We start from the raw sequence: 21627 nt of genomic DNA on the forward strand, positions 1-21627 counted from the left end.
CGACGCCCGTGGGGCTGCTCGCGGTGCACGCGCACCCGGACGACGAGACCCTCGCGACCGGTGCGCTGATCGCTTCGTGGGCGGCCGCCGGGCGTCCCGTCACGGTCGTGACCTGCACCCGCGGCGAGCGGGGCGAGGTCATCGACACCCCCGCGCACCCCACGGGCCTGGCCCGGCTGGAGGGCGACGGTCCCGCGCTCGCCGCCCACCGCGAGGGGGAGGTGGCCGCGGCCGTCGCCGCGCTCGGCGGCGGTCCGGACGCCGTCGGGCAGGTGTTCCTCGACGCGGCCGACCTCTCGGACGCACGGCCCGCCCGGGGGACCGAGGCGTCCGGCGACCCTGGCTCCGGCCGTCGTCCCCGGTTCGAGGACTCGGGCATGACGTGGGTCGCCCCGGGGATCGCGGGGCCCGCGGACGACGCGCCGCCGACCGCCTTCGCGCGGGTGCCGCTGGACGACGCCGCGGCGCGGCTCGCGGCGCTCGTGCGCGCCCACCGGCCCGACGTCGTCGCCACCTACGAGACGCGCGGCGGCTACGGCCACCCGGACCACGTGCGCACCCACGAGGTCACGGCCCGCGCGCTCGCGCTCGCCGCCGACCCCGGTGCTGGCCTGCCGGGGGAGCCGTGGGCGGGCGCCGAGTTCTGGCAGGCGGTCGCCTCCTCCGCGGCGCTGCGAGCAGGGCGCCGCGCCCTCGCCGCCGACCCGGACGCCCGGACTCTCGCGGCCCGGGCGGGCCTCACGTTCCCCGACCCCGACGAGGACCTGCCTCCCCTCGCCGCGCACGACGCGGAGCTCTCGACCGGCGAGGTGCGCACCGTCGACGTCGCACCCGTGCTGGACCGCGTGCTCGAGGCGATGCGGGCGCACGCCACGCAGGTGCAGCACGCCTCGGCGGCCAGGGCGGCGACCGGCCTCCTCGGGTGGTACGCGCTGAGCAACGGCGTGCTCGCCCCGGTGCTCGCGCACGAGTCGTACCTGGTGTCCGCGCCGGTAGGCTCGTCGCGATGACCACGCCCGTGCACCCGACGTCGCCCTCCACCGGCTCCGTCCCGGCCCGTCCCGGCCGGTGGTGGCGGTCCGCCGCGCGCGCGGTGCTCGCCCTGGCCCTCGGCGCGGTCGTCGGGGTGCTGGGCACGGTGGCGCACCGCACGCAGTGGCACGACCTGCCGCTCGGCATCGTGCTGGCCCTCGCCATCACTCTCTCGACGGCAGTGCTGTGCCGGGCGTGGGCGGGTCTCGGCCCGCTGCTGGCCGCGGGCGCGGGCTGGGTCGTGGCCGTGCAGGTGCTCTCGGTCGCCGGGCCCGGCGGGGACGTGGTCGTCCCGGCTCAGGCGGTGGGCCTCGTGTGGACCTACGGCGGACTCCTGATGTTCCTCGTCGGCGCGTTCCTGCCGCGCTCCTGGTTCACCGACCGTCGGGGCTGACCGGTCGGGGCTGACCGGTCGGGTGTGACCGGTCGGGTGTGACCGTCCCGTGCGCGCCATGGCGGCCACGGTGACGAACGTGTGCGAACCCGAGTCCGAAATGACGCTTTCACCCGAACTGCGGGGCCGTGCGTCGGGGGCTCCCGAGTAGGATCCTGCACGCGGGCCCGCCCCGCGTCACCTGTCCTCCCGGGGCGTCGTCCCCGCACCTCACCCTGACGGAGCCTCTGCATGGGTCACCCGACCGAGCGCGATCCGGAGAGCACCGGGTCCGCACCCGCCGAGCCCGCACGTCCCGGACCCGGCACCGGCACCGGCCCCGGCACCGGCCCCGGCACCGGCCCCGGCACCGGACCCGGCACCGAACCCGGCACGGTCTCGGCGGCGGCCCCGGGGAGCGCGCCCGGGTCCACCCCTGTTCCGCCGCGGGAGCCTGGGTCGCCGGAGGCTGGGTCGCCGGAGCCCGGGTCGCCGGAGCCCGGGTCGCCGGAGTCCGAGTCGCCGGAGTCCGAGGTCCCGTACCAGCCCCGGGTGCGCCTGTACGAGCAGCGCATCATCGCCACGGTGCCGGCGCCGTCGACCGGGGCGCCCACCCAGGCGCTGCCGGCCGTGTCCACGACGGCTGCCGCGCCGTTCGCCGCCACGGGCGCTCCTGGTGCGCCTGGCGGACCCGCCGGCCCGGCAGGTCCCACGGGCCCAGCGGGTCCGGCTGTTCCGCCTGCCGGCTCCGGGGGTTCCCCGCTCGACGGGCTGGCGGGGGACGGCGCCCCGAGCCGTGCGCCGAAGGTCGCGCTCTGGGCCGGCGTCGGCCTGGTCGTGGTCGCGGGCCTCTACGCCGGGGCGCAGATGGCCGTCGCCGGCACCGTGCCGAAGGGCACGTCGGTCGCCGGCGTCGACATCGGCGGGATGAAGAGCGCCGCGGCGGTGTCCGCGCTGGACGACGGTCTGGGGCCCCGCGCCGCCGAGCCGATCACGGTCCAGGCGGGCGAGGCGACGAGCACCGTCGACCCTGCCGACGCAGGCCTGTCCTTCGACGCGGAGGGGACGGTCGACGGGCTGACCGGTTTCTCGCTCGACCCCACGCGCCTGTGGGAGCACGTCGTCGGCGGCGGCGAGGTGGACCCCGTCGTGGACGTCAGCCGGACGGCACTGACGAAGACGCTCTCCGGCCTGGAGGAGTCCCTGCAGGTGGAGCCCGTGGACGGCACGGTCGGCTTCCGGGCCGGGAAGGCCGTCGCCACGAAGGCCAAGGACGGCTCCAGCGTGGTGGTGGACGAGTCGGTGGATGCCGTGGCCGACGCGTGGCTCGTCGCCTCGGGCCCGGTCGACCTGCCGACGAAGACCGTCGCCCCGGCGGTCACCCAGGACGAGACGGACACGGCCCTGGCCGAGGCGAAGCAGGTCGTCAGCGGCCCCGTCGAGGTCGAGGTCGGCGACCAGACCGCCGAGCTCGGACGCAAGACGCTCGGCCAGGTGACGACCTACAAGAACACGGACGGCGCGCTCGTCGCGCGCTTCGACGGCGAGAAGATCGTCTCGGTGGTGGTGGACGAGACCGACGACCTGCTCACGGAGCCGGACGACGCCCACTTCGTGTTCCGCGACGGCAAGCCCGTCGTCGAGGGCGGGGAGCAGGGGACGTCCCTCGACCCCGACGACACCGCGGCGGCCGTCGGGAAGGCCGCGGTCGGCGACGACCGCACCGTGCAGCTCGAGCTGACGGAGCGCGACCCCGAGCGCACCAAGGAGGGGCTGGAGAAGATGGGGGTCAAGGAGGTCGTCTCCCAGTTCGCCACCCCGCTGACGAGCGACACGGTCAGGACCCGGAACCTGATCCGCGGCGCCGAGCTCGTCACCGGCACGCTCGTCGCCCCGGGCGAGACGTTCTCACTGCTCGACACCCTGTCGCCCGTCTCGGCGGCGAACGGGTACGTGCAGTCCGGCGTCATCAGCAACGGCGTGCACACCGACGCGATCGGCGGCGGGCTGTCGCAGATGGCCACGACCACCTACAACGCGGCCTACTTCGCCGGGTACGACGACGCGGGCCACCAGCCCCACAGCTACTGGTTCGACCGGTACCCGGCGGGGCGCGAGGCGACCATCTACGTGGGCGCCATCGACATGAAGTTCACCAACGACACGCCGTACGGCGCCGTCATGCAGTCGTGGGTCTCGGGCGGCGAGGTGCACGTGGCGATCTGGTCCACCCCGTACTACGACGTCACGACGAGGGCCGGCGACAAGCACAACATCGTGCCCGCCACCGCCGTGCACAGCTCCGGCGCGTCGTGCGAGAGCTACCCCGGCGGGAGCGACGGCTTCACGATCACGAACTACCGCCAGGTGTTCCGCGACGGCAAGCAGGTCAAGGACGAGTCGAAGACCTGGACCTACAAGCCCGACAACCCGGTCGTGTGCGACCAGCCGAAGGCCGACCGGGACGACGAGCGGCAGGCGAAGGACGACACCGGCGGCAGCGGCACCGACGGCGGCGACGACGGCAAGACCGAGGAGGACTGATGCTCGGACGCTCGGAACGCGAGTCCCCGGCGCACGCCGCGCAGGCGGCGCACGACGCGGGGTGGTCGGGGGTCGCCGCGGGGTCGGTGGTGGTCACGGCCGTGGCGGACGAGTCGCTCGAGCTGCTCGACCTGGGGACGACGTCGGACACGCTCGCCACGGTGGCGACGATCGACGACCTCGCCGCGGTCGTGCACCTGGGCCACCCGGAGCAGCCGTCGCCCGCGCTCGAGGAGGCGATCCTGGCGGGCGACCCGTCGCTGATCGTCACGGCGGCCGTCGCCGTCGCGCCGCAGTGGGTGTGGGTCGCCCCGGCGGGCGCGTCGGGCGGCCAGGTCGTCATCGACGAGGCCGGGATGCGGGACTGCCAGGACCTGCTGCGCGGCATGGGCGTGAGCCCGCGGCTCGTGCCGACCCGGACGTCCGTCGACGAGCGGGTCGCGCTCGCCGGCCAGGCGGGCTCGATCGTCGTCGAGCGGTCGCGCGTCCCGGCAGGGTGGGCGGAGGTGCCGGGCAGCGAGCGGCTCGCCGGCCGCCGTCCGGTCTGGTACGGACTGCTGGAGGCGCGCGCAGCGTGGCCGCGCTTCGACGTGCCGGCCCAGGTCTGGCTCGCCGTGGGGCCGTCGGACGACCACCGCGGGTCGCTGCAGGACACCCTGGCCGTGCTCTCGGCCGCGGGGGTCGACCTGCAGCACCTGCGCAGCCACCCGTCGACCCACGGGCCGCACGTCTTCTTCACCTCCTTCCGCTGCCCGTCGGTCGCCGTGCTCGACGGCCTCGTCGCCGAGCTGGACGCCCGCGGCGTCGCGCACCGCACGCTCGCGGTCCTGCCCGGGGAGGGCTTCGTGCCGGGACCGGTGCCGCTCGCGCCGCGCTGGGCAGAGGGCGGGCAGGCCGGGGCATGACGGTCGCGTACCTCGGGCCGGAGGGCACGTTCACCCACGAGGCGGCGCGCCGCTGGACCGGGCGGCCGGGCAGGTCGGGCGGCTCGGGGACAGGGGCGGGCCAGGAGCCGCTGTCCACGGTCCGTGAGGTGCACGACGCGGTCGCGTCGGGCGCCGCCGACCGCGGGGTCGTCGCGATCGAGAGCTCGGTCGAGGGGTACGTGGTGCCGTCGCTCGACGCGCTCCTGGGCAGCCCTGACGTGGTGGCGGTCGACGAGGTCGTGCTGGACGTGTCGTTCGACGCCTTCGTCCGCCCCGGGCGGGCCGGCGGCCCCGGCCTGCGCGAGGCCACCGCCCACCCGCACGGTCTGGCGCAGTGCAGCCGGTTCGTCGCCGAGCGTGGCCTGCTGCCCGTGCCGGCGTCCTCCAACGCGGCGGCGTGCCGTGACCTGGGCGACCACCAGGTCGCGTTCGGCCCCCGCCTGTGCGGTGAGCTGTACGGCCTGGAGACCCTCGCGACGGGCGTGGAGGACTTCGCCGGCGCCCGGACACGCTTCCTCGTCCTGTGCCGCCGCGACGCGGCCGACGAGGCGTGGGCGCCGGTCCGCGCCGCCGGCCCGGGCACGTGGCGCACGATGCTGGCGATGACGCCGGTCGTCACGGGTCCCGGCGTGCTCGCGCGGGTCACGGGCGAGTTCGCGGCGCGCGGCGTCAACATGACGAGCCTCGTGGAACGTCCGCTGAAGGTGCGCGAGAGCCAGTACGTCTTCGTCGTGACGCTCGACGGCGCACCCTGGGAGCCGCGCGTGCGGGACCTGTTCGCCGCCCTCCTCGGCGCGGGCGACTCGCTCAAGGTGCTGGGCGCCTTCCCGGTGTCGCCCGGCGGCCCGGGCCTGGACGGTGTGCTGCCCGACCACGCGCCGACCGGCAGCGTGCGGCAGCAGGACGCGGCGGCGACCCTCGCGCAGGGGCTGCTGTGGTGACCTCGCACGGCCCCGGCCCCGGTCCCGGCCCCGGCTCGCGCTCTCGCGGCACGGGCACCGTGGGGGTCGTCGGGCTGGGCCTGGTCGGAGGGTCGCTGACCAGGCTGCTGGCGGCGCGCGGCGTCGACGTCGTCGCCACCGACCTGGACCCCGGCACCCGCGCCGACGCGCGGGCGGTGGGGCTGCGCGTCGAGGACGACCTCGCCCGGCTGTGCGCGGCGGGTCCCGAGCTGGTGGTGCTGGCCGTGCCGCTGCGGGCCGTGCGGGCGACGGCGGCGGAGCTCGCGCCGCTCCTGGGCGACGGCGGTGCGACCCTCACCGACGTCGGCAGCGTCAAGGGGCCGGTGCGCGCCGCGGTACGGGCCGCGGGCCTGGGCGACCGGTACGTGGGTGCGCACCCGATGGCCGGCACCGAGCACAGCGGGTTCGGCGCGTCGGACGCGGCCCTGCTCGACGGCGCGCCCTGGGCTGTGACGGTCGCCGACCCCGGCGCGGCCGCGCCGGACGAGCCGACCCGTCTGGCCCAGGTGCTCCGCCTGGTGACCGGGCCGCTGGCGGGCACGGCGGCCGTGGTCACCGACGACCGGCACGACGAGGCGGCCGCCCTGGTCAGCCACGTGCCGCACGTCGTGGCCACGCAGCTGCTCAACGCCGTGGCGGGCGCGCCCGTGCGCGACCTCGCGCTCGGCCTGGCGGCCGGCAGCTTCCGCGACGGCACCCGGGTGGCGCTCACCGATCCTGCCCGCACGGAGGCGATGGTCACGGAGAACGCCGCCTGGGTGGCGCCCGCCCTGCGCAAGGTGGTGCGCGACCTCGAGGTGGTCATCGGCGCGCTGGAGACGAACGGCTCGCTGCACGACGTCTTCCACGCCGCCGACGAGGTGCGGGAGCGGCGCTCGGCCCGCGGTCCGCGGCCCGACGGCTCGGCGGCGAGCCTGGCGGTCGGGACGGGCTGGCGCGCCGAGCTGGTCGACGCCCTCGTCGCGCGCTGCACGGCGGGTGCCGTCGTCACCGGCGTCGACGACGACGCGGTGCACGTGCGCGTGCCGCGGCAGGCCTCCTCCGAGCGGGGGTGACGGCGGGCGTCAGGCCTGCTCGGGGCGACCCCGGCGCGGTCGGCGCGGCGGGACCGGCTTCACCGCCTCGACCTCGGCGGCGGGGACGGCCACCTCGGGGAGGCCGGGGGAGCGGTCGGCCCGCACCCGGAGCCCGTCCTCGGACACGGCCGTGAGGACGCCGACGACGTCGGTCCAGCGGGCGCCGGCGGCGGCGGCCTCCGACGGCGTCAGGCGGCGTCGTACGACGACGCGCGCGCCCACGGGGAGCCGGGTCCAGGGGGGACCGGCGGGGGGCGGTACGGCAGGTGGGACGGCTGACGGCGAAGGCACCACGTCAGCGATACTAGAGTTGGCCGCGCGGGCAGCGCCCGCGCCGGTATCGCCGAAGAAGCATCGAGCACCGCAGACCGCCCCGGCGGGACGCGGCCCCTCGTCACCTGGAAGGTAGCCCGCAGTGACCTACGTGATCGCTCAGCCGTGCGTCGACGTCAAGGACAAGGCGTGCATCGAGGAGTGTCCCGTGGACTGCATCTACGAGGGCTCGCGGTCGCTCTACATCCACCCGGACGAGTGCGTCGACTGCGGTGCGTGCGAGCCGGTGTGCCCGGTGGAGGCCATCTACTACGAGGACGACGTCCCCGAGCAGTGGAAGGACTACTACCGCGCGAACGTCGAGTTCTTCGACGACCTGGGCTCGCCCGGCGGCGCCGCGAAGATGGGGCTCATCGAGAAGGACGACCCCATGATCGCCGCCCTGCCGCCCCAGGCCTGATGGGCTTCGCGGACCTCGGTTCCCTGCCCTACCCCTGGGACACGCTGGGGGACGTGCGGGCCACCGCCCGCGCCCACCCCGGCGGTGTCGTCGACCTCTCGATCGGCACGCCCGTCGACCCGACCCCGGCCGTGGTCCGCGACGCCCTCGCCGCGGCGTCCGACTCGCACGGCTACCCGCAGACGCACGGCACGCCCGCGCTGCGCGACGCCGTCGCAGGCTGGTTCGCCCGGCGCCGGGGCGTCCCCGACGTCGACCCGGCTGCCGTGCTGCCGACCGTCGGCTCGAAGGAGCTCGTCGGCCTGCTCCCGTCGCTGCTGCGGCTCGGGCCGAGCGACGTGGTCGTGCACCCCGCGGTCGCGTACCCGACGTACGACGTGGGGGCGCGCCTGGCCGGCGCGACGCCGCTGGCCACCGACGACGTCGACGCCTGGGCGGGACGCGACGACGTGCGCCTGGTGTGGGTCAACTCACCCGGCAACCCGACGGGCGAGGTCTCCGACGTCGCGCACCTGCGCCGCGTCGTGGAGGCGGCGCGAGCCATCGGCGCCGTCGTCGTGAGCGACGAGTGCTACGCCGAGCTGCCGTGGGGCGACGCCTGGGTGGGCGAGGACGGGGTCTCGCGCGTGCCCAGCCTGCTCGACCCCCGCGTCACGGGCGGCAGCCACGAGGGCCTCCTGGTGGCGTACTCGCTGTCGAAGCAGTCCAACGTGGCCGGGTACCGCGCGGCGTTCGTGGCGGGCGACCCGGCCCTGGTCGACCGGCTCCTCGCCACCCGCAAGCACCTCGGCATGATCGTGCCGGGCCCGGTCCAGGCGGCGATGGCGGCCGCGCTGGGTGACGACGCGCACGTGCTCGCGCAGCGCGAGGTCTACCGCCGCCGGCGGACGGCCCTGCGCGGAGCCCTCGAGACGGCCGGCTTCGTCGTGGACGGGTCCGAGGCGGGGCTGTACCTCTGGGCCCGCCCCGCCGGGCGCGCCGGGACGGGCGACCGCACGGGGCCGCAGGTGGGCGCCTCGTCGCGCGACCTCGCGGCCTGGTTCGCGCGCCGCGGGATCCTCGTCGGCCCCGGGGAGTTCTACGGCTCGGCGGGCGAGCGGCACGTCCGCGTCGCGCTCACCGCTCCGGACGATTCCGTGGCCGATGCTGTGGTCCGCATCACATCTGCGTGACTGCGCGATGAGCAGGGGATTGGAACACCTTGGTATTCGGGGGTAGGTTCGACCGCAGGCCGCGGTAGCCCTGGAGGACTCACGCGGTCGGCGTGCCCCGGGCCGCCCCCGTCCCAGAGTCACGAGTCACGCGCTCACCGCCCCCGTCGTCGGGAGCCGTGGAGCCCGTCACGGAAGGAAGACATGACGTCCACCACGCCTGCCGCAGGCACCTCGGGCGACACCGCCACGGTCGAGCTCGTCGTCGACGGCACCGCCCGGCAGCTGCCCGTCGTCCCCGCCACGGAGGGCAACGACGGCATCGTCGTGTCGTCCCTGCTCAAGGACACGGGCCTGGTCACGGTCGACCCCGGCTTCACCAACACCGCGTCGTGCGAGTCGGCGATCACGTACATCGACGGCGACCAGGGCATCCTGCGCTACCGCGGGTACCCGATCGAGCAGCTCGCCGACTCGTCCACCTTCCTCGAGGTGGCCTACCTGCTCATCCACGGCGAGCTGCCGTCGGCCACCGAGCTCTCGGCGTTCGAGGAGCGGGTCAACCGTCACACGCTGGTCCCCGAGGGCTTCCGGGCGTTCCTGTCGTCGTTCCCGCGCGGCGGGCACCCGATGTCGATCCTCGCGTCGGCGGTGAACGCGCTCCCGACGTACTACCCGGAGTCGCTGGACCCGCACGACCCGGAGGCTGTCGAGCTCGCCACGGTCCTCATCCTCGCGAAGATCCGCACCATCACCTCGTACCTGCACCGCGCCACGCGCGACGAGCCGCTCATGTACCCGGACTACGCCCGGGGCTACGTGGACGACTTCCTGCGCATGACGTTCTCGCGGCCCTACGAGCAGTGGGAGTCCGACCCGGTGCTCGTGTCCGCCATGGACAAGCTCCTCATCCTGCACGCCGACCACGAGCAGAACTGCTCGACGTCGACCGTGCGCATCGTCGGCTCGTCGAACGCGACCCTGTACGCGTCCGTCGCCGCCGGCATCAACGCCCTCTCCGGCCCGTCGCACGGCGGCGCCAACGAGGCCGTCCTCACGATGCTCGAGAGCATCCGCAGCGGCGACGACTCCGTCGAGACCTTCATGAAGAAGGTCAAGAACAAGGAGGACGGCGTCCGCCTCATGGGCTTCGGGCACCGCGTCTACAAGAGCTACGACCCGCGCGCCGCGATCGTCAAGAAGCACGCGGACGCCGTGCTCGACCAGCTCGGCGCCAAGGACGAGCTGCTCGACATCGCCCGCGGGCTCGAGGAGATCGCCCTGTCGGACGACTACTTCGTCCAGCGCAAGCTCTACCCGAACGTGGACTTCTACACCGGCCTCATCTACAAGGCCATGGGCTTCTCGCCCGCCATGTTCACGCCGCTGTTCGCCCTGGGCCGCATGCCTGGCTGGATCGCCCAGTGGCGCGAGATGATGCACGACCCGCAGACGAAGATCGGCCGCCCGCGGCAGGTCTACACCGGCCCGACCGAGCGCGACTACGTGGCGCTCGAGCAGCGCTGAGCGCACGGCCGCACCGCTGACCGAGACCGTCAGCCCGCCGCCAGGTCGATCGTGACCTGGCCGTCGGGCTGGCGGTCTTCGTCGTCCGCACGGGACCACTCCCCGTCGGCGCGCGACCAGACCTGGCCGCCGGCGCGGACCTCCTCGGCACCGGTGACCGAGGCCGTCGCGACCGCCCAGTGGGCGACGGCCCACGTCGTGAGGTCGCTCTCGAGCGGGAGGGTGGTCGCGTCGACGCGCACGGAGCTCTGGTCGTCGCCGGTGGCGCGCAGGGCGTCGCCCGGCAGCCCGAGGTCGCGCGCGGCCCGCTCCGCGAGGACGTCCCGCGCGGCGGCACCGACCGGCGCGTCGCCCTCGTCGACCGCGTGGAGCGTGCAGGTCACGGCGCCGGGGGAGTGCCCGGTCAGGGCGGACGCCCACGCCCGCGAGCGTGTCTCGTGCTGGGCGTACGCCTGCGGGAAGCCCGAGCGCTGCACGGCCTGCGCCGCGTCCGTGACCTCCATGTCCTGGTAGCCCTCGACCTTCACCAGGCCGTCGTAGAACTTCCCCGTCGAGTAGACCGGGTCCATGATCTGGTCGACCGTGCCCCAGCCCTGGGACGGGCGCTGCTGGAAGATGCCGACGGAGTCCCGGTCGCCGTAGTCGATGTTGACGAGCCGCGACTCCTGGAGGGCGGTCGCGAGAGCGATCGTCGCGGCCCTGCCGGGCAGGTCGCGCCGCACGGACGTGCCGACGATCAGCGCCGCGTTCTCCGCCTGGGTGGTGGACAGGTACCAGGACGTGCCGTCCAGCTCGGCCGCGCAGCGCTCGGGCGCGGGCGGGTCGGTCCGGCCGAGGAACCACACGACGCCCGCCGTCGCGCCGACCCCGACGACGAGGACGGCGGCGACGGCGGCGCCGGTCGCCCGCCGCGCCCGGCGTCGTCGGGTCCCGCCCACCGTCAGTTCGCGTGCAGCGCGGCGTTGAGCTCGATGCCCACCCCGCCGCGCTCCAGCACCTCGACCGCGCCGGTGCGCGAGTTGCGGCGGAAGAGCAGGTTGTCGCGCCCGGCGAGGTCGCGCGCCTTCACGACGAGCGGGTCGCCGTCGGCACCCATCTCCCCGAGCACGGTCACCTTCGTCCCGGCGGTGAGGTACAGCCCGGCCTCGACCACGCAGTCGTCGCCGAGCGGGATGCCGAGGCCCGCGTTGGCCCCCAGCAGGGAGCGCTCACCCACGCGGATGACCTCCTTGCCGCCCCCGGACAACGTGCCCATGATCGACGCGCCGCCCCCGACGTCGGACCCGTCGCCCACGACCACCCCGGCGGAGATCCGGCCCTCGACCATGGACGCGCCGAGCGTGCCCGCGTTGAAGTTGACGAAGCCCTCGTGCATGACCGTGGTGCCCGCGGCGAGGTGCGCCCCGAGCCGCACGCGGTCCGCGTCGGCGATCCGCACGCCCGCGGGGACGACGTAGTCGACCATGCGCGGGAACTTGTCGATGCCGAGCACCGTGACCGCGCGGCCGGTGTCGGCGCGCAGCCGCAGGCGCGTGGCCTCGAAGCCCTCCACGGCGCACGGGCCGTGCGACGTCCACACCACGTTGGTCAGCACGCCGAACAGGCCGTCGAGGTTCACGCCGTGCGGCTGGACGAGCCGGTGCGACAGCAGGTGGAGGCGCAGGTAGGCGTCGGCGGTGTCCTGCGGGGCGGCGTCCAGGTCGATGACCGTGCGCACCACCACGACGTCCACCCGGCGGGCGTCGTCGCGCTCGGTGAGGGCGTCGAGCTCCACCGGGATGTCGACGTCGGACTCCGGCGGGGCGCCGAGCACGGGCGCGGGGTACCAGACGTCGAGCGTCGTGCCGTCGTCGGCGACCGTGGCGAGTCCGAGGCCCCAGGCAGGGCGGGAGGAGGCAGGCGTCGTCATGCGACCAGCCTAGTCGGCGGGTCTGCCACGATGGTGCGCGTGACCACGGACCGTACCGCCGCCCCCGCCGACGACCGCGCCCCGCAGCCCGCCCCGCAGCCCGCCGTGCGGCTCGGCACGCTGCTCGACCCCGCGACCGTCGCGTCGTCCGACCTCGTGGACCTCCTCGCCGCCGTGTGCGACGTGCCCTCGGTCTCGGGCGACGAGACCGCGCTCGCCGACGCCGTGGAGCACGTGCTGCGCGCCCAGCCGCACCTGGACGTGCTCCGCGACGGCGACGCCCTCGTGGCGCGCACGCACCTCGGCCGCGACCGGCGCGTGGTGATCGCCGGGCACCTCGACACCGTGCCCCTCACGGAGCCGGCCAACCTGCCGACCCGGCTCGAGACCGCCCCTGACGGGACCGTCGAGCTGTGGGGCCGGGGCACCGTGGACATGAAGGGCGGGGTGGCGATCGCCCTCGCCCTCGCCGTCGAGCTGGGGCGGCCGGGCACGGAGCCCGTGCACGACGTCACCTACGTCTTCTACGACCACGAGGAGGTCGAGGCGTCCCTCAGCGGGCTCGGGCGCCTCGTGCGGAACCACCCCGAGGCGCTCGCGGGCGACTTCGCCATCCTGGGGGAGTCCAGCAACAACGGCATCGAGGGCGGCTGCAACGGGACGCTGCGCGTCGAGGTGCGCACCCACGGCGTGGCCGCGCACTCCGCGCGGGCGTGGGCGGGGGTCAACGCCATCCACGCGGCGGCCCCGGTGCTCGCCCGCCTCGCCGCCTACGAGGCCCGGGAGGTCGAGGTCGACGGGCTGCTGTACCGCGAGAGCCTGGGCGCGGTGGGCGTCCGCGGCGGCATCGCGGGCAACGTCGTGCCCGACGCCTGCACCGTGACGGTCAACTACCGCTTCGCGCCCTCGCGGAGCGTGGCGGAGGCGGAGGCCCACGTGCGGGAGCTCTTCGAGGGGTTCGAGGTCGTCGTCACCGACGCCGCACCGGGCGCGCGCCCCGGCCTGGACGCCCCCCTCGCGGCGGACTTCGTGGCCGCCGTCCAGGGCGCCACGGGGACCGAGCCGCGGCCCAAGTACGGCTGGACGGACGTCGCGAGGTTCGCCGAGCTCGGGATCCCCGCGGTGAACTTCGGCCCGGGCGACCCGGTGCTGGCGCACAAGGACGACGAGCGGCTGCCGGTCGCGCGGCTCGCCGCCGGGCGCGACGCCCTGCGCGCGTGGCTGCTGGGCGCCTAGTCTCGAGGCATGACGCGAGCGACGACCTCTCCCGGCGGCCAGGGCACCGGCCGCGGCGACGACGGGGTGCCCGAGCAGGGCAGCGGCTACCGCAAGGGGCCCGTGCTCCTGCGTGGCACGCAGATCCCCGCCCAGACCACCGACCAGCGACTCCTCTCCGGCGGGGGCGACCCCGACTGGGTGCACTCCGACCCCTGGCGCGTGATGCGCATCCAGTCGGAGTTCGTCGAGGGCTTCGGCGCCCTCGCCGAGGTGGGGCCGGCCGTGTCGGTGTTCGGCTCCGCCCGCACGTCGCGGGAGCACCCCGACTACGCGCAGGCCGTCGAGGTCGGCAGGCTGCTCGCCGAGGCGGGGTACGCCGTGATCACCGGTGGCGGCCCGGGCATCATGGAGGCCGCCAACGCGGGCGCCCAGAAGGCGGGCGGCACCTCGATCGGGCTCGGCATCGAGCTCCCGTTCGAGCAGGGCATGAACGAGCACGTGAACCTCGGCGTCAACTTCCGCTACTTCTTCGCCCGCAAGACGATGTTCGTGAAGTACGCCCAGGGCTTCATCGTGCTGCCCGGCGGGTTCGGCACGTTCGACGAGCTCTTCGAGGCGCTCACGCTGGTCCAGACGCACAAGGTCACCGAGTTCCCGCTCGTCCTCGTCGGCTCCGACTACTGGGGCGGCCTCCTGGAGTGGGTGCGCACCGCGGTCAAGGACCGGGGCATGGTCGGCGCGGCCGACGTCGACCTCATGCACCTCACCGACTCACCCGCGGAGGCCGTCGAGTACGTCGTGGAGCGGGGCCGCGCCCTCGCCGCGTCGGAGCGCCGGTCCGTGGAGGACCTCGTCGAGGACCAGCAGGACGCGGCGTCGTCCGACGCCTCGTGAGCGAGGCGCCGGCGGGGGTCCCCGCGGCGGGCACCCCGCTGGTGCTGCGCGGACGCGAGGTCGGCCGCGGCGCGGACGGGGCGCTGCGGCCCGTGGTGATGGCGATCGTCAACCGCACCACGGACTCGTTCTACGCCCCGGCGCGCCAGCCCGACGAGGGGGCAGCGCTCGCCGCCGCGCACCAGGCGTGGGAGGACGGCGCGCAGATCCTCGACGTCGGCGGGGTCCGCGCCGGAGTCGGCCCGGAGGTCGACGAGGCGGAGGAGATCGCCCGCGTCGTCCCGTTCGTCGCGCGGCTGCGCGAGCAGGTGCCCGACCTGCTCGTGTCGGTCGACACGTGGCGCGCCGCCGTCGCCCGGGAGGTCGTGGCGGCGGGCGCGGACCTGGTCAACGACACCTGGGCAGGGCACGACCCGGCGCTCGTCGAGGTGGCGGGGGCGGCCGGTGTCGGCGTCGTCTGCTCGCACACCGGCGGCGCGGTGCCGCGCACCGACCCCTACCGCGTCGAGTACCCGCCGGTCGCACGAGCGGGCGGCGACCCCCGCGACGGGGTCCTCGACGACGTCGTCGCGACGCTGCGGGAGGCGGCCGCGCGAGCGGTCGCGTGCGGCGTGCCGCCCCGCTCGGTCCTGGTGGACCCGACGCACGACTTCGGCAAGAACACCTGGCACTCGCTGCACCTCCTGCGTCGCACGGAGGCGCTCGCCGGCCTGGGCTACCCCCTGCTCATGGCGCTCAGCCGCAAGGACTTCGTCGGGGAGACCCTGGGGCTCGGCCCGGACGAACGGCTGGAGGGCACGCTCGCCGCCACCGCCCTCGCCGCGTGGATGGGTGCGAGCGTCTTCCGCACCCACGACGTCGTCGCCACCCGCCGCGTGCTCGACCTGGTCGCCGTCGTGCGCGACGACGCGCCGCCGTACGCGGTGCTGCGTGGGCTGGCCTGACGGCCGACGGTCTCGCCAGTCGACCGCAGGCGTCCGGGGTGTGGAAGTCAGGGGCAGGTTCTGAACTAGAATGGTGGGGCGCGCCTCGGCCCGCCCCCGTCGACCGGCGGGCAGCGGGCTGGGGTAAGGCCGAGGAACCGGACAACGGAATGGAGAGCCACAGATGGCTGCGATGAAGCCGCGGACGGGCGACGGGCCGCTGGAGGTCACCAAGGAAGGACGCGGCATCGTCATGCGGGTCCCGCTCGAGGGGGGCGGCCGTCTGGTCGTGGAGCTGAACGCCACCGAGGCGACCGAGCTGGGCGAGGCGCTCCGGGCCGTCGTCGGCTGACGACGTCGGACGCGACAGACGCGACGAGCGCGAGGCAGGTGCCTCGCGCTCGTCTCTTTTTGTCTCCGGGTCAGCGCAGGTCAGCGCAGGTCAGCGCGGGTCAGCGCCGCACGGCCAGCAGCAGCCCGTCCCCGGACGGCGCCAGGGCGGAGAGCACCCGGTCGTCGGCACGCAGGGAGCGGCCGACCTCGCGCACGACGGTCGTCACCTCGTCCCGGCGCGCGGGGTCGGGCACGCGCCCCCCGTGCAGGGCGCCGTCGACCGCCAGCACGCCGCCCGGGCGCAGCAGCCGCAGCCCGGCCTCGACGTACTCGGGGTAGGAGTGGGGCTCGGCCCCCACCAGCACGAGGTCGTACGCGCCGTCGGTGAGCCGGGGCAGGACCTCGGCCGGGCGGCCCGGGATCGTCCGGGTGCGGGCCGGCCGGATCCCCGCCTCGGCGAACGCCCGCTTCGCGGCCCGCTGGTGCTCCAGCTCGGCGTCGATGGTCGTCAGCACGCCGTCCGCCGGCATGCCGCGCAGCAGCCAGAGCGCGGCGACGCCCGTGCCGGTGCCCACCTCGACCACGGCGCGGGCGCCGAGCGACGCGGCCACGACCTGCAGGAGGGCGCCCGTGCCGGGCGAGGCGGCGTGGCAGCCCAGCTCGGCCGCACGCTCCCGCGCGCGCAGCAGCACGTCGTCCTCGGGGACGAACGCCTCGCTGTAGGCCCAGGCTGCGGTGCGCCCGCTGCGGGCGTCGACGTCGGTGCTGATGGCGGGTCCTCCACGGCGGGGGTCGCCGACGGTGGCCGGCGCGGGTGATGCTGCCGTGATCGTACGCGGGAACGTCGCGGCGTGCCCGGACGTTGCCGTGGGACGATGGTGATGATGACGACCGACCCCGCTCCCGTGCAGGACGTGCCCGAGGCCCCCGCCGAGGCGGCCCTCGGCGTGCCCGAGGACGCCGCGTGGACGCCCCCCTCGTGGGACGCGATCGTGCGCGAGCACTCGGCGCGCGTCTACCGCCTGGCCTACCGCCTGAGCGGCAACCGGCAGGACGCCGAGGACCTCACCCAGGAGACGTTCCTGCGCGTCTTCCGGTCGCTGTCCAGCTACACGCCGGGCACCTTCGAGGGCTGGCTGCACCGCATCACGACCAACCTCTTCCTCGACCAGGTGCGGCGCCGCAAGCGCATCCGCATGGAGGCCATGGGTGACGACGCGGCCCGGGTCGCGGCGCCGGAGGACCACGGCCGGCCCGAGCGCGGGTTCGAGCACGCGAACCTCGACCACGACGTGCAGGCGGCCCTCGACGCGCTGCGGCCCGAGTACCGTGCGGCCGTCGTCCTGTGCGACATCGAGGGCCTCAGCTACGAGGAGATCGCCGTCACGCTGGGGATCAAGCTCGGCACGGTCCGCTCGCGCATCCACCGGGCCCGCGCGCAGCTCCGCGACGCGCTGGAGCACCGTCGCGCGGAGGTGACGCGGGACGCGGGCGGCGGGGCGGCCTCGTGACGGGCTACGCCGGGGGCGGGCACCTCGGACCGTGGGTGAGCGACCTCGCCGACGGCCAGCTCGACGCCGCTTCCACCGAGCGGGCGCTCGTGCACGTGACCGGCTGCGCGCGGTGCGCCGCCGAGCTCGACGCCGCCCGTGCCGCGCACCGCGCCCTCGCGGGCGCCTGCGACGTCGCGCCCGACCCTGCGCTCACCGACCGCCTCCTGGCGCTGTCCGCCTCGATCCCGTCGACGGCCGGCGACCCGCTGCGCGACCGGCGGACGTCGACCGGCTGGGAGCGGCCCGCCGCCTGGGCGCCCACGCTCTCCGGCGACCTCGGCGCGCGGCGCCGCCTCCGCACCCGGCGCCTCGTCGCTGCGGGCGCCGGCGGGGTCGGTGTGCTCGGCGTGGCGCTGTTCGTGCTGGGCCAGGCGCCGGTCGTGAGCCCCGACCCGTCGCGCGCCGCGGCGCTCACCCTGCTGGCCGGGGCGGAGGCGGACGGGGACGCCGACGCGGCGGCGGCCGCCGCCAGCACCACGGACGCGCTCGGCTGGCTGCACGAGCACGGGTGGGCCGCGCCCGACGCGCTGCCCGCGGGGTACGCGGTCGACGCGCTGCGCACCGACGGCTGCACGGCCACCGACGGGTCGGCCACAGGGTCGGTGGAGCTGGACCTGTCCGGGCCGGACGGCAACGCCGTCGTGTGCCTGCGCCAGGGTCAGCTGGCCGACCTGGAGACGTCCGCGGGGTCGGGCACGGGCTTCGCCGGGCCGACGGGGGCGCTCGCGGTCGGGGGCCACGACCTGCGCGTGCTGTCGAGCGACCCCTGGCACGTCGCCTGGCAGTCCGGCGACACCGCCGTCGACGTCGCGTCCGACCTGCCCGCCGACGCGCTCGCCGAGCTCGTCGCCGCGTTCCCTGGTTCCGCCGAGGGCGACGACGCCGGCGTGCTGCGCGAGATCTCCCGCGGCTGGACCACGATGACAGGAGCCCTCTGGCGCCGATGACCGAACCGTCCCGCCCCGACGACGACCTGTTCGCCCCGCCCGAGCCGCCGGTGCGCGCCCCCGAGGCCACCCCGCCGGTCGCACACGTCGCCCCCGCGCTCCCCGCGTCGCCGTTCCCGGCGACCCTGTCGTCCCCGGTCACCTCGGCCGCACCGGCCGAGGCCCCCGGAGCGCCGGGTGAGCCCGCAGTGCGCCCCTCCACGACCGTCCGCCGGCGTCGTCCGGGCACGGCCGCCGTGGTGGCTCTCGCCCTGCTGACGGGCGCCGTCGGCGGCTTCGCGGGCGCGCGGGTCTCGGACGCGCTCGACGACGGCCGCCCCGCCGACGCGGCGCTGCCCACGTCGGGGACCAGCGGCTCAACGACGGGAGCGACCGCGGCGGCGGCACGTCCCGAAGGCTCGGTCGCGAAGCTCGCCGCCGAGGTGCTCCCGAGCGTCGTGTCGATCCAGGTGACGGGAGCCGACGGGGTCGCGACCGGGTCCGGGTTCGTGCTGCGCGCGGACGGGTACATCCTCACGAACAACCACGTCGTCGCCGCGGAGGGTGGCCGCGGCGCGACCGTGGTGACGTTCTCCGACGGTCGGGAGCGGGACGCGAAGGTCGTCGGCCGCACGGCGGACTACGACCTCGCCGTGCTCAAGGTGGACGAGGACGGGCTCGACCCGCTCGTGCTCGGGGACTCCGACGAGGTGGTCGTCGGCGACGCCGTGCTCGCCGTGGGCGCCCCGCTCGGCCTGGACTCGACCGTGACCACCGGCATCGTGAGCGCGCTGCACCGCCCGGTGCAGGCGGGGGACGAGACCGGCGGCGCCGCGACCGCGTTCATCGACGCGATCCAGACGGACGCCGCGATCAACCCCGGGAACTCCGGGGGCCCGCTGATCGACGCGGACGGCGAGGTCGTGGGCATCAACTCCGCGATCGCCCAGCCTCCGGGCGCGATGTCGGCGACGGGGAGCATCGGCCTCGGCTTCGCGATCCCGTCGGCCCAGGCCCGGCACACCGCCGAGCAGCTCATCGAGTCCGGGCACGCCACCTACCCGGTGATCGGGGCGCTCCTGGACACCTCGTACACGGGCGAGGGCGTGAAGGTCTCCACCGACCCCCAGCAGGGTCAGGCGGCGGTGACCCCCGACGGGCCCGCGGACCGGGCCGGCATCCGTCCCGGGGACGTGATCCTCTCGGTCGACGGGCGCCCGGTGACGATGAGCGACGCGCTCATCGTCGCCATCCGTGCCCGGCAGCCGGGGGACGCGGTGACCCTGCGCGTCCGCTCCGACGGCGACGAGCGGGACGTGCGCGTCGTGCTCCAGGAGCGGGAGAGCGAGTGACGCTCCGGCCCGTCTGCCGGCGCGACGCCCGGCACCCCGCCGGCGGGCGCTAGGCTGCTCCCGTGTTCGACATCAACGGCGGTGAGCTCCTCATCATCGTGGTGCTCGCCGTCCTGCTCATCGGGCCCGAGCGCCTCCCCGGGTACGCGGCCCAGCTCGCGTCGCTCGTGAAGCGCGGCCGGAGCCTGCTGCGCGACGCGAAGGAACGGGTCGACACGGAGCTGGGGCCGGAGTTCAAGGACGTGGACTGGTCCAAGCTGGACCCCCGGCAGTACGACCCGCGCCGCATCGTGCGCGAGGCCCTGATGGACGACGACGACGACCCGGCCCCCGTCCGGGCGTCCGTCCCGGCCGCGACCGCCGCGGCGGCGCCCGCCGCGGGCGGGTCCGCGACGCCTGCCGCCACGACCACCTCGGAGCAGTCGAGCGTCACCGTGCCCGCGCCGTTCGACGACGAGGCGACCTAGCAGCGACCTAGGAGCGGCCTAGGAGCGACCAGGCCCCGGACCGGTTTCCGGCGGGCCCGGGCGACCTGCCACAATGGACGCCATGCCCGACGTCGCCACCTCATCGTCCCTGGAGCGCGGAGCGTCCGCGCCGGGGCTGCCCCGCATCTTCTCCGGCATGCAGCCGACCGACGGGTCGCTGCACCTCGGGAACTACCTGGGTGCGCTGGCCCAGTGGGTGGCGCTCCAGGAGGGCCACGAGGCGCTGTACTGCGTCGTCGACCTGCACGCCCTGACCGTGAACCCGGACCCGGCGGCGCTGCGCGAGCGCACCCGGCGCACGGCCGCGCAGTACCTCGCCGGCGGCATCGACCCGGAGCGGTCGATCCTGTTCGTGCAGTCGCACGTGGCCGAGCACGCCGAGCTGGCGTGGATCCTGTCCTGCCAGACCGGCTTCGGCGAGGCGGGCCGCATGACCCAGTTCAAGGACAAGTCCGCCAAGCAGGGGTCCGAGGGCACCACCGTCGGGCTGTTCACCTACCCGGTGCTCATGGCCGCGGACATCCTGCTCTACGACACGGCCCTCGTGCCGGTCGGCGAGGACCAGCGCCAGCACCTGGAGCTCACCCGCGACCTGGCGGTGCGGCTGAACACCCGCTTCGGCGAGGGCACCGCCGTCGTCCCCGAGGCGCACATCGTCAAGGCCGTGGCGAAGATCCAGGACCTGCAGGAGCCGACGGCCAAGATGAGCAAGTCGAACGCCGGCGGCAAGGGCGTCGTCTGGCTGCTCGAGGACCCGAAGAAGGCGGTCAAGGCCATCAAGTCGGCCGTCACGGACGCCGACGAGAGCTACGGCGTGCGCTACGACCCGGCCGCCAAGCCCGGCGTCTCCAACCTCCTCACGATCTTCTCGGCGGTCACCGGCCGGGGCGTCGACGAGATCGCCGCCGAGTACGACGGCCGTGGCTACGGCTACCTCAAGGTGGACCTGGCCGACGCCGTCGTCGCCTTCCTCGAGCCGTTCCAGGCGCGGGCGCAGACGTACCTGGCGGACCCGGCACAGCTCGACAAGGTGCTGGCCGACGGCGCCGAGCGCGCGCGCGGCATCGCACGCCCGGTGCTCGACCGGGTCTACGAACGATTCGGCCTGCTGCCGCGGGGCGCCCGGTGAACCTCCCCGACCGCGGGCCGGCCCAGGTACGGATCGGCGTCGCCATCGCGGTGCCCGAGCCGTACGGCACGCAGCTCCAGGAGGCACGGGCCCGGCTCGGCGACCCCCTGGCGCACGCCATCCCGCCGCACATCACGGTGATCGGCCCCACCGTCGTGGACGAGTCGCTGCTGGACACCGTGTCCGAGCACCTGGAGAAGGTCGCGGAGGAGACGGCCCCGTTCCGCATCCACCTGCGTGGTGCGGGCACGTTCCGCCCGATCTCGCCGGTCGTGTTCGTCGCCCTCGCCGAGGGCATCGCCGAGTGCGAGCAGCTCGAGACCGCCGCGCGGTCGGGCGTGCTGGCGCAGGAGCTGCGGTTCAACTACCACCCGCACGTCACCGTCGCGCACGAGGTGACCGAGGCCGACCTGGACCGCGCCTTCGTCGAGATGGCCGACTTCGACGGCGTGTTCGAGGTCGACCGGCTCTGGCAGTACGAGCACGGCGACGACGGCGTGTGGCGCCCGCAGCGGTCGTTCCGGCTCGCGGGTGGGCCTGCCGCTCCTTGAGGGCCGCCGCTGGGTAGTGTCGCCCTC

Annotated in this window: 23 protein-coding genes; 19 read left to right on the top strand and 4 right to left on the bottom strand. The window is 75.4% G+C overall.

The genetic code is table 11. The features are described 5' to 3' along the window. Window positions 1-8 precede the first annotated feature (8 nt). The 6 genes from ACWGKI_RS02800 (at window position 9) to ACWGKI_RS02825 (ending at window position 6892) form a co-directional block, all read left to right on the top strand. Complete coding sequence (locus ACWGKI_RS02800; RefSeq protein WP_452184521.1) at window positions 9-1010, top strand: PIG-L family deacetylase; 1002 nt, start codon at window positions 9-11, stop codon at window positions 1008-1010. Beyond that, window positions 1007-1426, top strand: a complete 420-nt coding sequence (locus ACWGKI_RS02805) for a DUF6113 family protein (protein WP_452184523.1) — start codon at window positions 1007-1009, stop codon at window positions 1424-1426. The genes ACWGKI_RS02800 and ACWGKI_RS02805 overlap by 4 nt, the downstream gene beginning before the upstream one ends. A gap of 231 nt (window positions 1427-1657) precedes the next feature. Then, entirely contained in the window at window positions 1658-3949 is a 2292-nt protein-coding gene (locus ACWGKI_RS02810; protein ID WP_452184525.1) for a VanW family protein, read from the top strand. Continuing rightward, the gene (locus tag ACWGKI_RS02815; protein ID WP_380242413.1) at window positions 3949-4854 is read left to right on the top strand and encodes an ACT domain-containing protein; all 906 of its coding nucleotides are present in this window, start codon (window positions 3949-3951) and stop codon (window positions 4852-4854) included. The genes ACWGKI_RS02810 and ACWGKI_RS02815 overlap by 1 nt, the downstream gene beginning before the upstream one ends. Further along, window positions 4851-5816, top strand: a complete 966-nt coding sequence (locus tag ACWGKI_RS02820) for a prephenate dehydratase (RefSeq protein WP_452184527.1) — start codon at window positions 4851-4853, stop codon at window positions 5814-5816. The genes ACWGKI_RS02815 and ACWGKI_RS02820 overlap by 4 nt, the downstream gene beginning before the upstream one ends. Further along, window positions 5813-6892: a prephenate dehydrogenase gene (locus tag ACWGKI_RS02825; protein ID WP_452184529.1), complete on the top strand. Its 1080-nt coding sequence runs from the start codon at window positions 5813-5815 to the stop codon at window positions 6890-6892. The genes ACWGKI_RS02820 and ACWGKI_RS02825 overlap by 4 nt, the downstream gene beginning before the upstream one ends. A gap of 9 nt (window positions 6893-6901) precedes the next feature. On the opposite strand, the gene ACWGKI_RS02830 is transcribed toward ACWGKI_RS02825, so the two are convergent. Continuing rightward, the gene (locus ACWGKI_RS02830; protein ID WP_380242419.1) at window positions 6902-7135 is read right to left on the bottom strand and encodes a hypothetical protein; all 234 of its coding nucleotides are present in this window, start codon (window positions 7133-7135) and stop codon (window positions 6902-6904) included. Window positions 7136-7328: 193 nt separating this feature from the next. On the opposite strand from ACWGKI_RS02830, the gene fdxA reads away from it, so the two are divergent. From fdxA to ACWGKI_RS02845, 3 genes are all read left to right on the top strand, one after another. Continuing rightward, window positions 7329-7646, top strand: a complete 318-nt coding sequence (gene fdxA / locus ACWGKI_RS02835; RefSeq protein WP_380242421.1) for a ferredoxin — start codon at window positions 7329-7331, stop codon at window positions 7644-7646. Continuing rightward, window positions 7646-8818 carry a succinyldiaminopimelate transaminase gene (dapC, locus tag ACWGKI_RS02840; protein ID WP_452184532.1) on the top strand — a complete coding sequence of 391 codons (1173 nt, stop codon included), beginning with the start codon at window positions 7646-7648 and terminating at the stop codon, window positions 8816-8818. Before fdxA ends, dapC begins: the two co-directional genes overlap by 1 nt. Window positions 8819-9001: 183 nt before the next feature. Further along, window positions 9002-10324: a citrate synthase gene (locus tag ACWGKI_RS02845; protein WP_380242425.1), complete on the top strand. Its 1323-nt coding sequence runs from the start codon at window positions 9002-9004 to the stop codon at window positions 10322-10324. Between the two features lie 29 nt (window positions 10325-10353). Here the strand turns inward: ACWGKI_RS02845 and ACWGKI_RS02850 are convergent, their stop codons facing one another. Both ACWGKI_RS02850 and dapD read right to left on the bottom strand, forming a co-directional pair. After that, window positions 10354-11262: a hypothetical protein gene (locus ACWGKI_RS02850; RefSeq protein WP_452184535.1), complete on the bottom strand. Its 909-nt coding sequence runs from the start codon at window positions 11260-11262 to the stop codon at window positions 10354-10356. A gap of 2 nt (window positions 11263-11264) precedes the next feature. After that, window positions 11265-12233, bottom strand: a complete 969-nt coding sequence (gene dapD, locus ACWGKI_RS02855) for a 2,3,4,5-tetrahydropyridine-2,6-dicarboxylate N-succinyltransferase (protein WP_452184537.1) — start codon at window positions 12231-12233, stop codon at window positions 11265-11267. A gap of 30 nt (window positions 12234-12263) precedes the next feature. Between dapD and dapE the strand changes: the two genes are divergently transcribed. From dapE to ACWGKI_RS02875, 4 genes are all read left to right on the top strand, one after another. Next, a complete protein-coding gene (gene dapE / locus ACWGKI_RS02860) occupies window positions 12264-13469 on the top strand; it encodes a succinyl-diaminopimelate desuccinylase (RefSeq protein WP_452184539.1) in 1206 nt (401 codons plus the stop codon). 9 nt (window positions 13470-13478) lie between these two features. Further along, entirely contained in the window at window positions 13479-14345 is an 867-nt protein-coding gene (locus ACWGKI_RS02865) for an LOG family protein (RefSeq protein WP_380242433.1), read from the top strand. Further along, the gene (folP, locus tag ACWGKI_RS02870) at window positions 14342-15289 is read left to right on the top strand and encodes a dihydropteroate synthase (RefSeq protein ID WP_452184541.1); all 948 of its coding nucleotides are present in this window, start codon (window positions 14342-14344) and stop codon (window positions 15287-15289) included. Before ACWGKI_RS02865 ends, folP begins: the two co-directional genes overlap by 4 nt. Before the next feature lie 163 nt (window positions 15290-15452). Next, complete coding sequence (locus ACWGKI_RS02875) at window positions 15453-15620, top strand: DUF3117 domain-containing protein (RefSeq protein ID WP_380242437.1); 168 nt, start codon at window positions 15453-15455, stop codon at window positions 15618-15620. 100 nt (window positions 15621-15720) lie between these two features. Here the strand turns inward: ACWGKI_RS02875 and ACWGKI_RS02880 are convergent, their stop codons facing one another. Beyond that, on the bottom strand, window positions 15721-16293 hold the full coding sequence (locus ACWGKI_RS02880; RefSeq protein ID WP_380242439.1) for an O-methyltransferase: 573 nt from the start codon (window positions 16291-16293) through the stop codon (window positions 15721-15723). 192 nt (window positions 16294-16485) lie between these two features. On the opposite strand from ACWGKI_RS02880, the gene sigE reads away from it, so the two are divergent. The 6 genes from sigE (at window position 16486) to ACWGKI_RS02910 (ending at window position 21600) form a co-directional block, all read left to right on the top strand. Next, window positions 16486-17112, top strand: a complete 627-nt coding sequence (gene sigE, locus ACWGKI_RS02885) for an RNA polymerase sigma factor SigE (RefSeq protein WP_380242441.1) — start codon at window positions 16486-16488, stop codon at window positions 17110-17112. Between the two features lie 35 nt (window positions 17113-17147). Continuing rightward, window positions 17148-18101: a zf-HC2 domain-containing protein gene (locus ACWGKI_RS02890; protein ID WP_452184544.1), complete on the top strand. Its 954-nt coding sequence runs from the start codon at window positions 17148-17150 to the stop codon at window positions 18099-18101. After that, the gene (locus ACWGKI_RS02895; protein ID WP_452184546.1) at window positions 18098-19432 is read left to right on the top strand and encodes a S1C family serine protease; all 1335 of its coding nucleotides are present in this window, start codon (window positions 18098-18100) and stop codon (window positions 19430-19432) included. Before ACWGKI_RS02890 ends, ACWGKI_RS02895 begins: the two co-directional genes overlap by 4 nt. A gap of 62 nt (window positions 19433-19494) precedes the next feature. Further along, a complete protein-coding gene (locus tag ACWGKI_RS02900; RefSeq protein ID WP_380242448.1) occupies window positions 19495-19899 on the top strand; it encodes a Sec-independent protein translocase family protein in 405 nt (134 codons plus the stop codon). Window positions 19900-19981: 82 nt separating this feature from the next. Further along, complete coding sequence (trpS, locus tag ACWGKI_RS02905; protein ID WP_380242450.1) at window positions 19982-21049, top strand: tryptophan--tRNA ligase; 1068 nt, start codon at window positions 19982-19984, stop codon at window positions 21047-21049. Beyond that, window positions 21046-21600, top strand: a complete 555-nt coding sequence (locus ACWGKI_RS02910; protein ID WP_380242452.1) for a 2'-5' RNA ligase family protein — start codon at window positions 21046-21048, stop codon at window positions 21598-21600. The genes trpS and ACWGKI_RS02910 overlap by 4 nt, the downstream gene beginning before the upstream one ends. Window positions 21601-21627: the final 27 nt, after the last annotated feature.

The sequence above is a fragment of the Isoptericola sp. NPDC055881 genome (assembly GCF_053615895.1).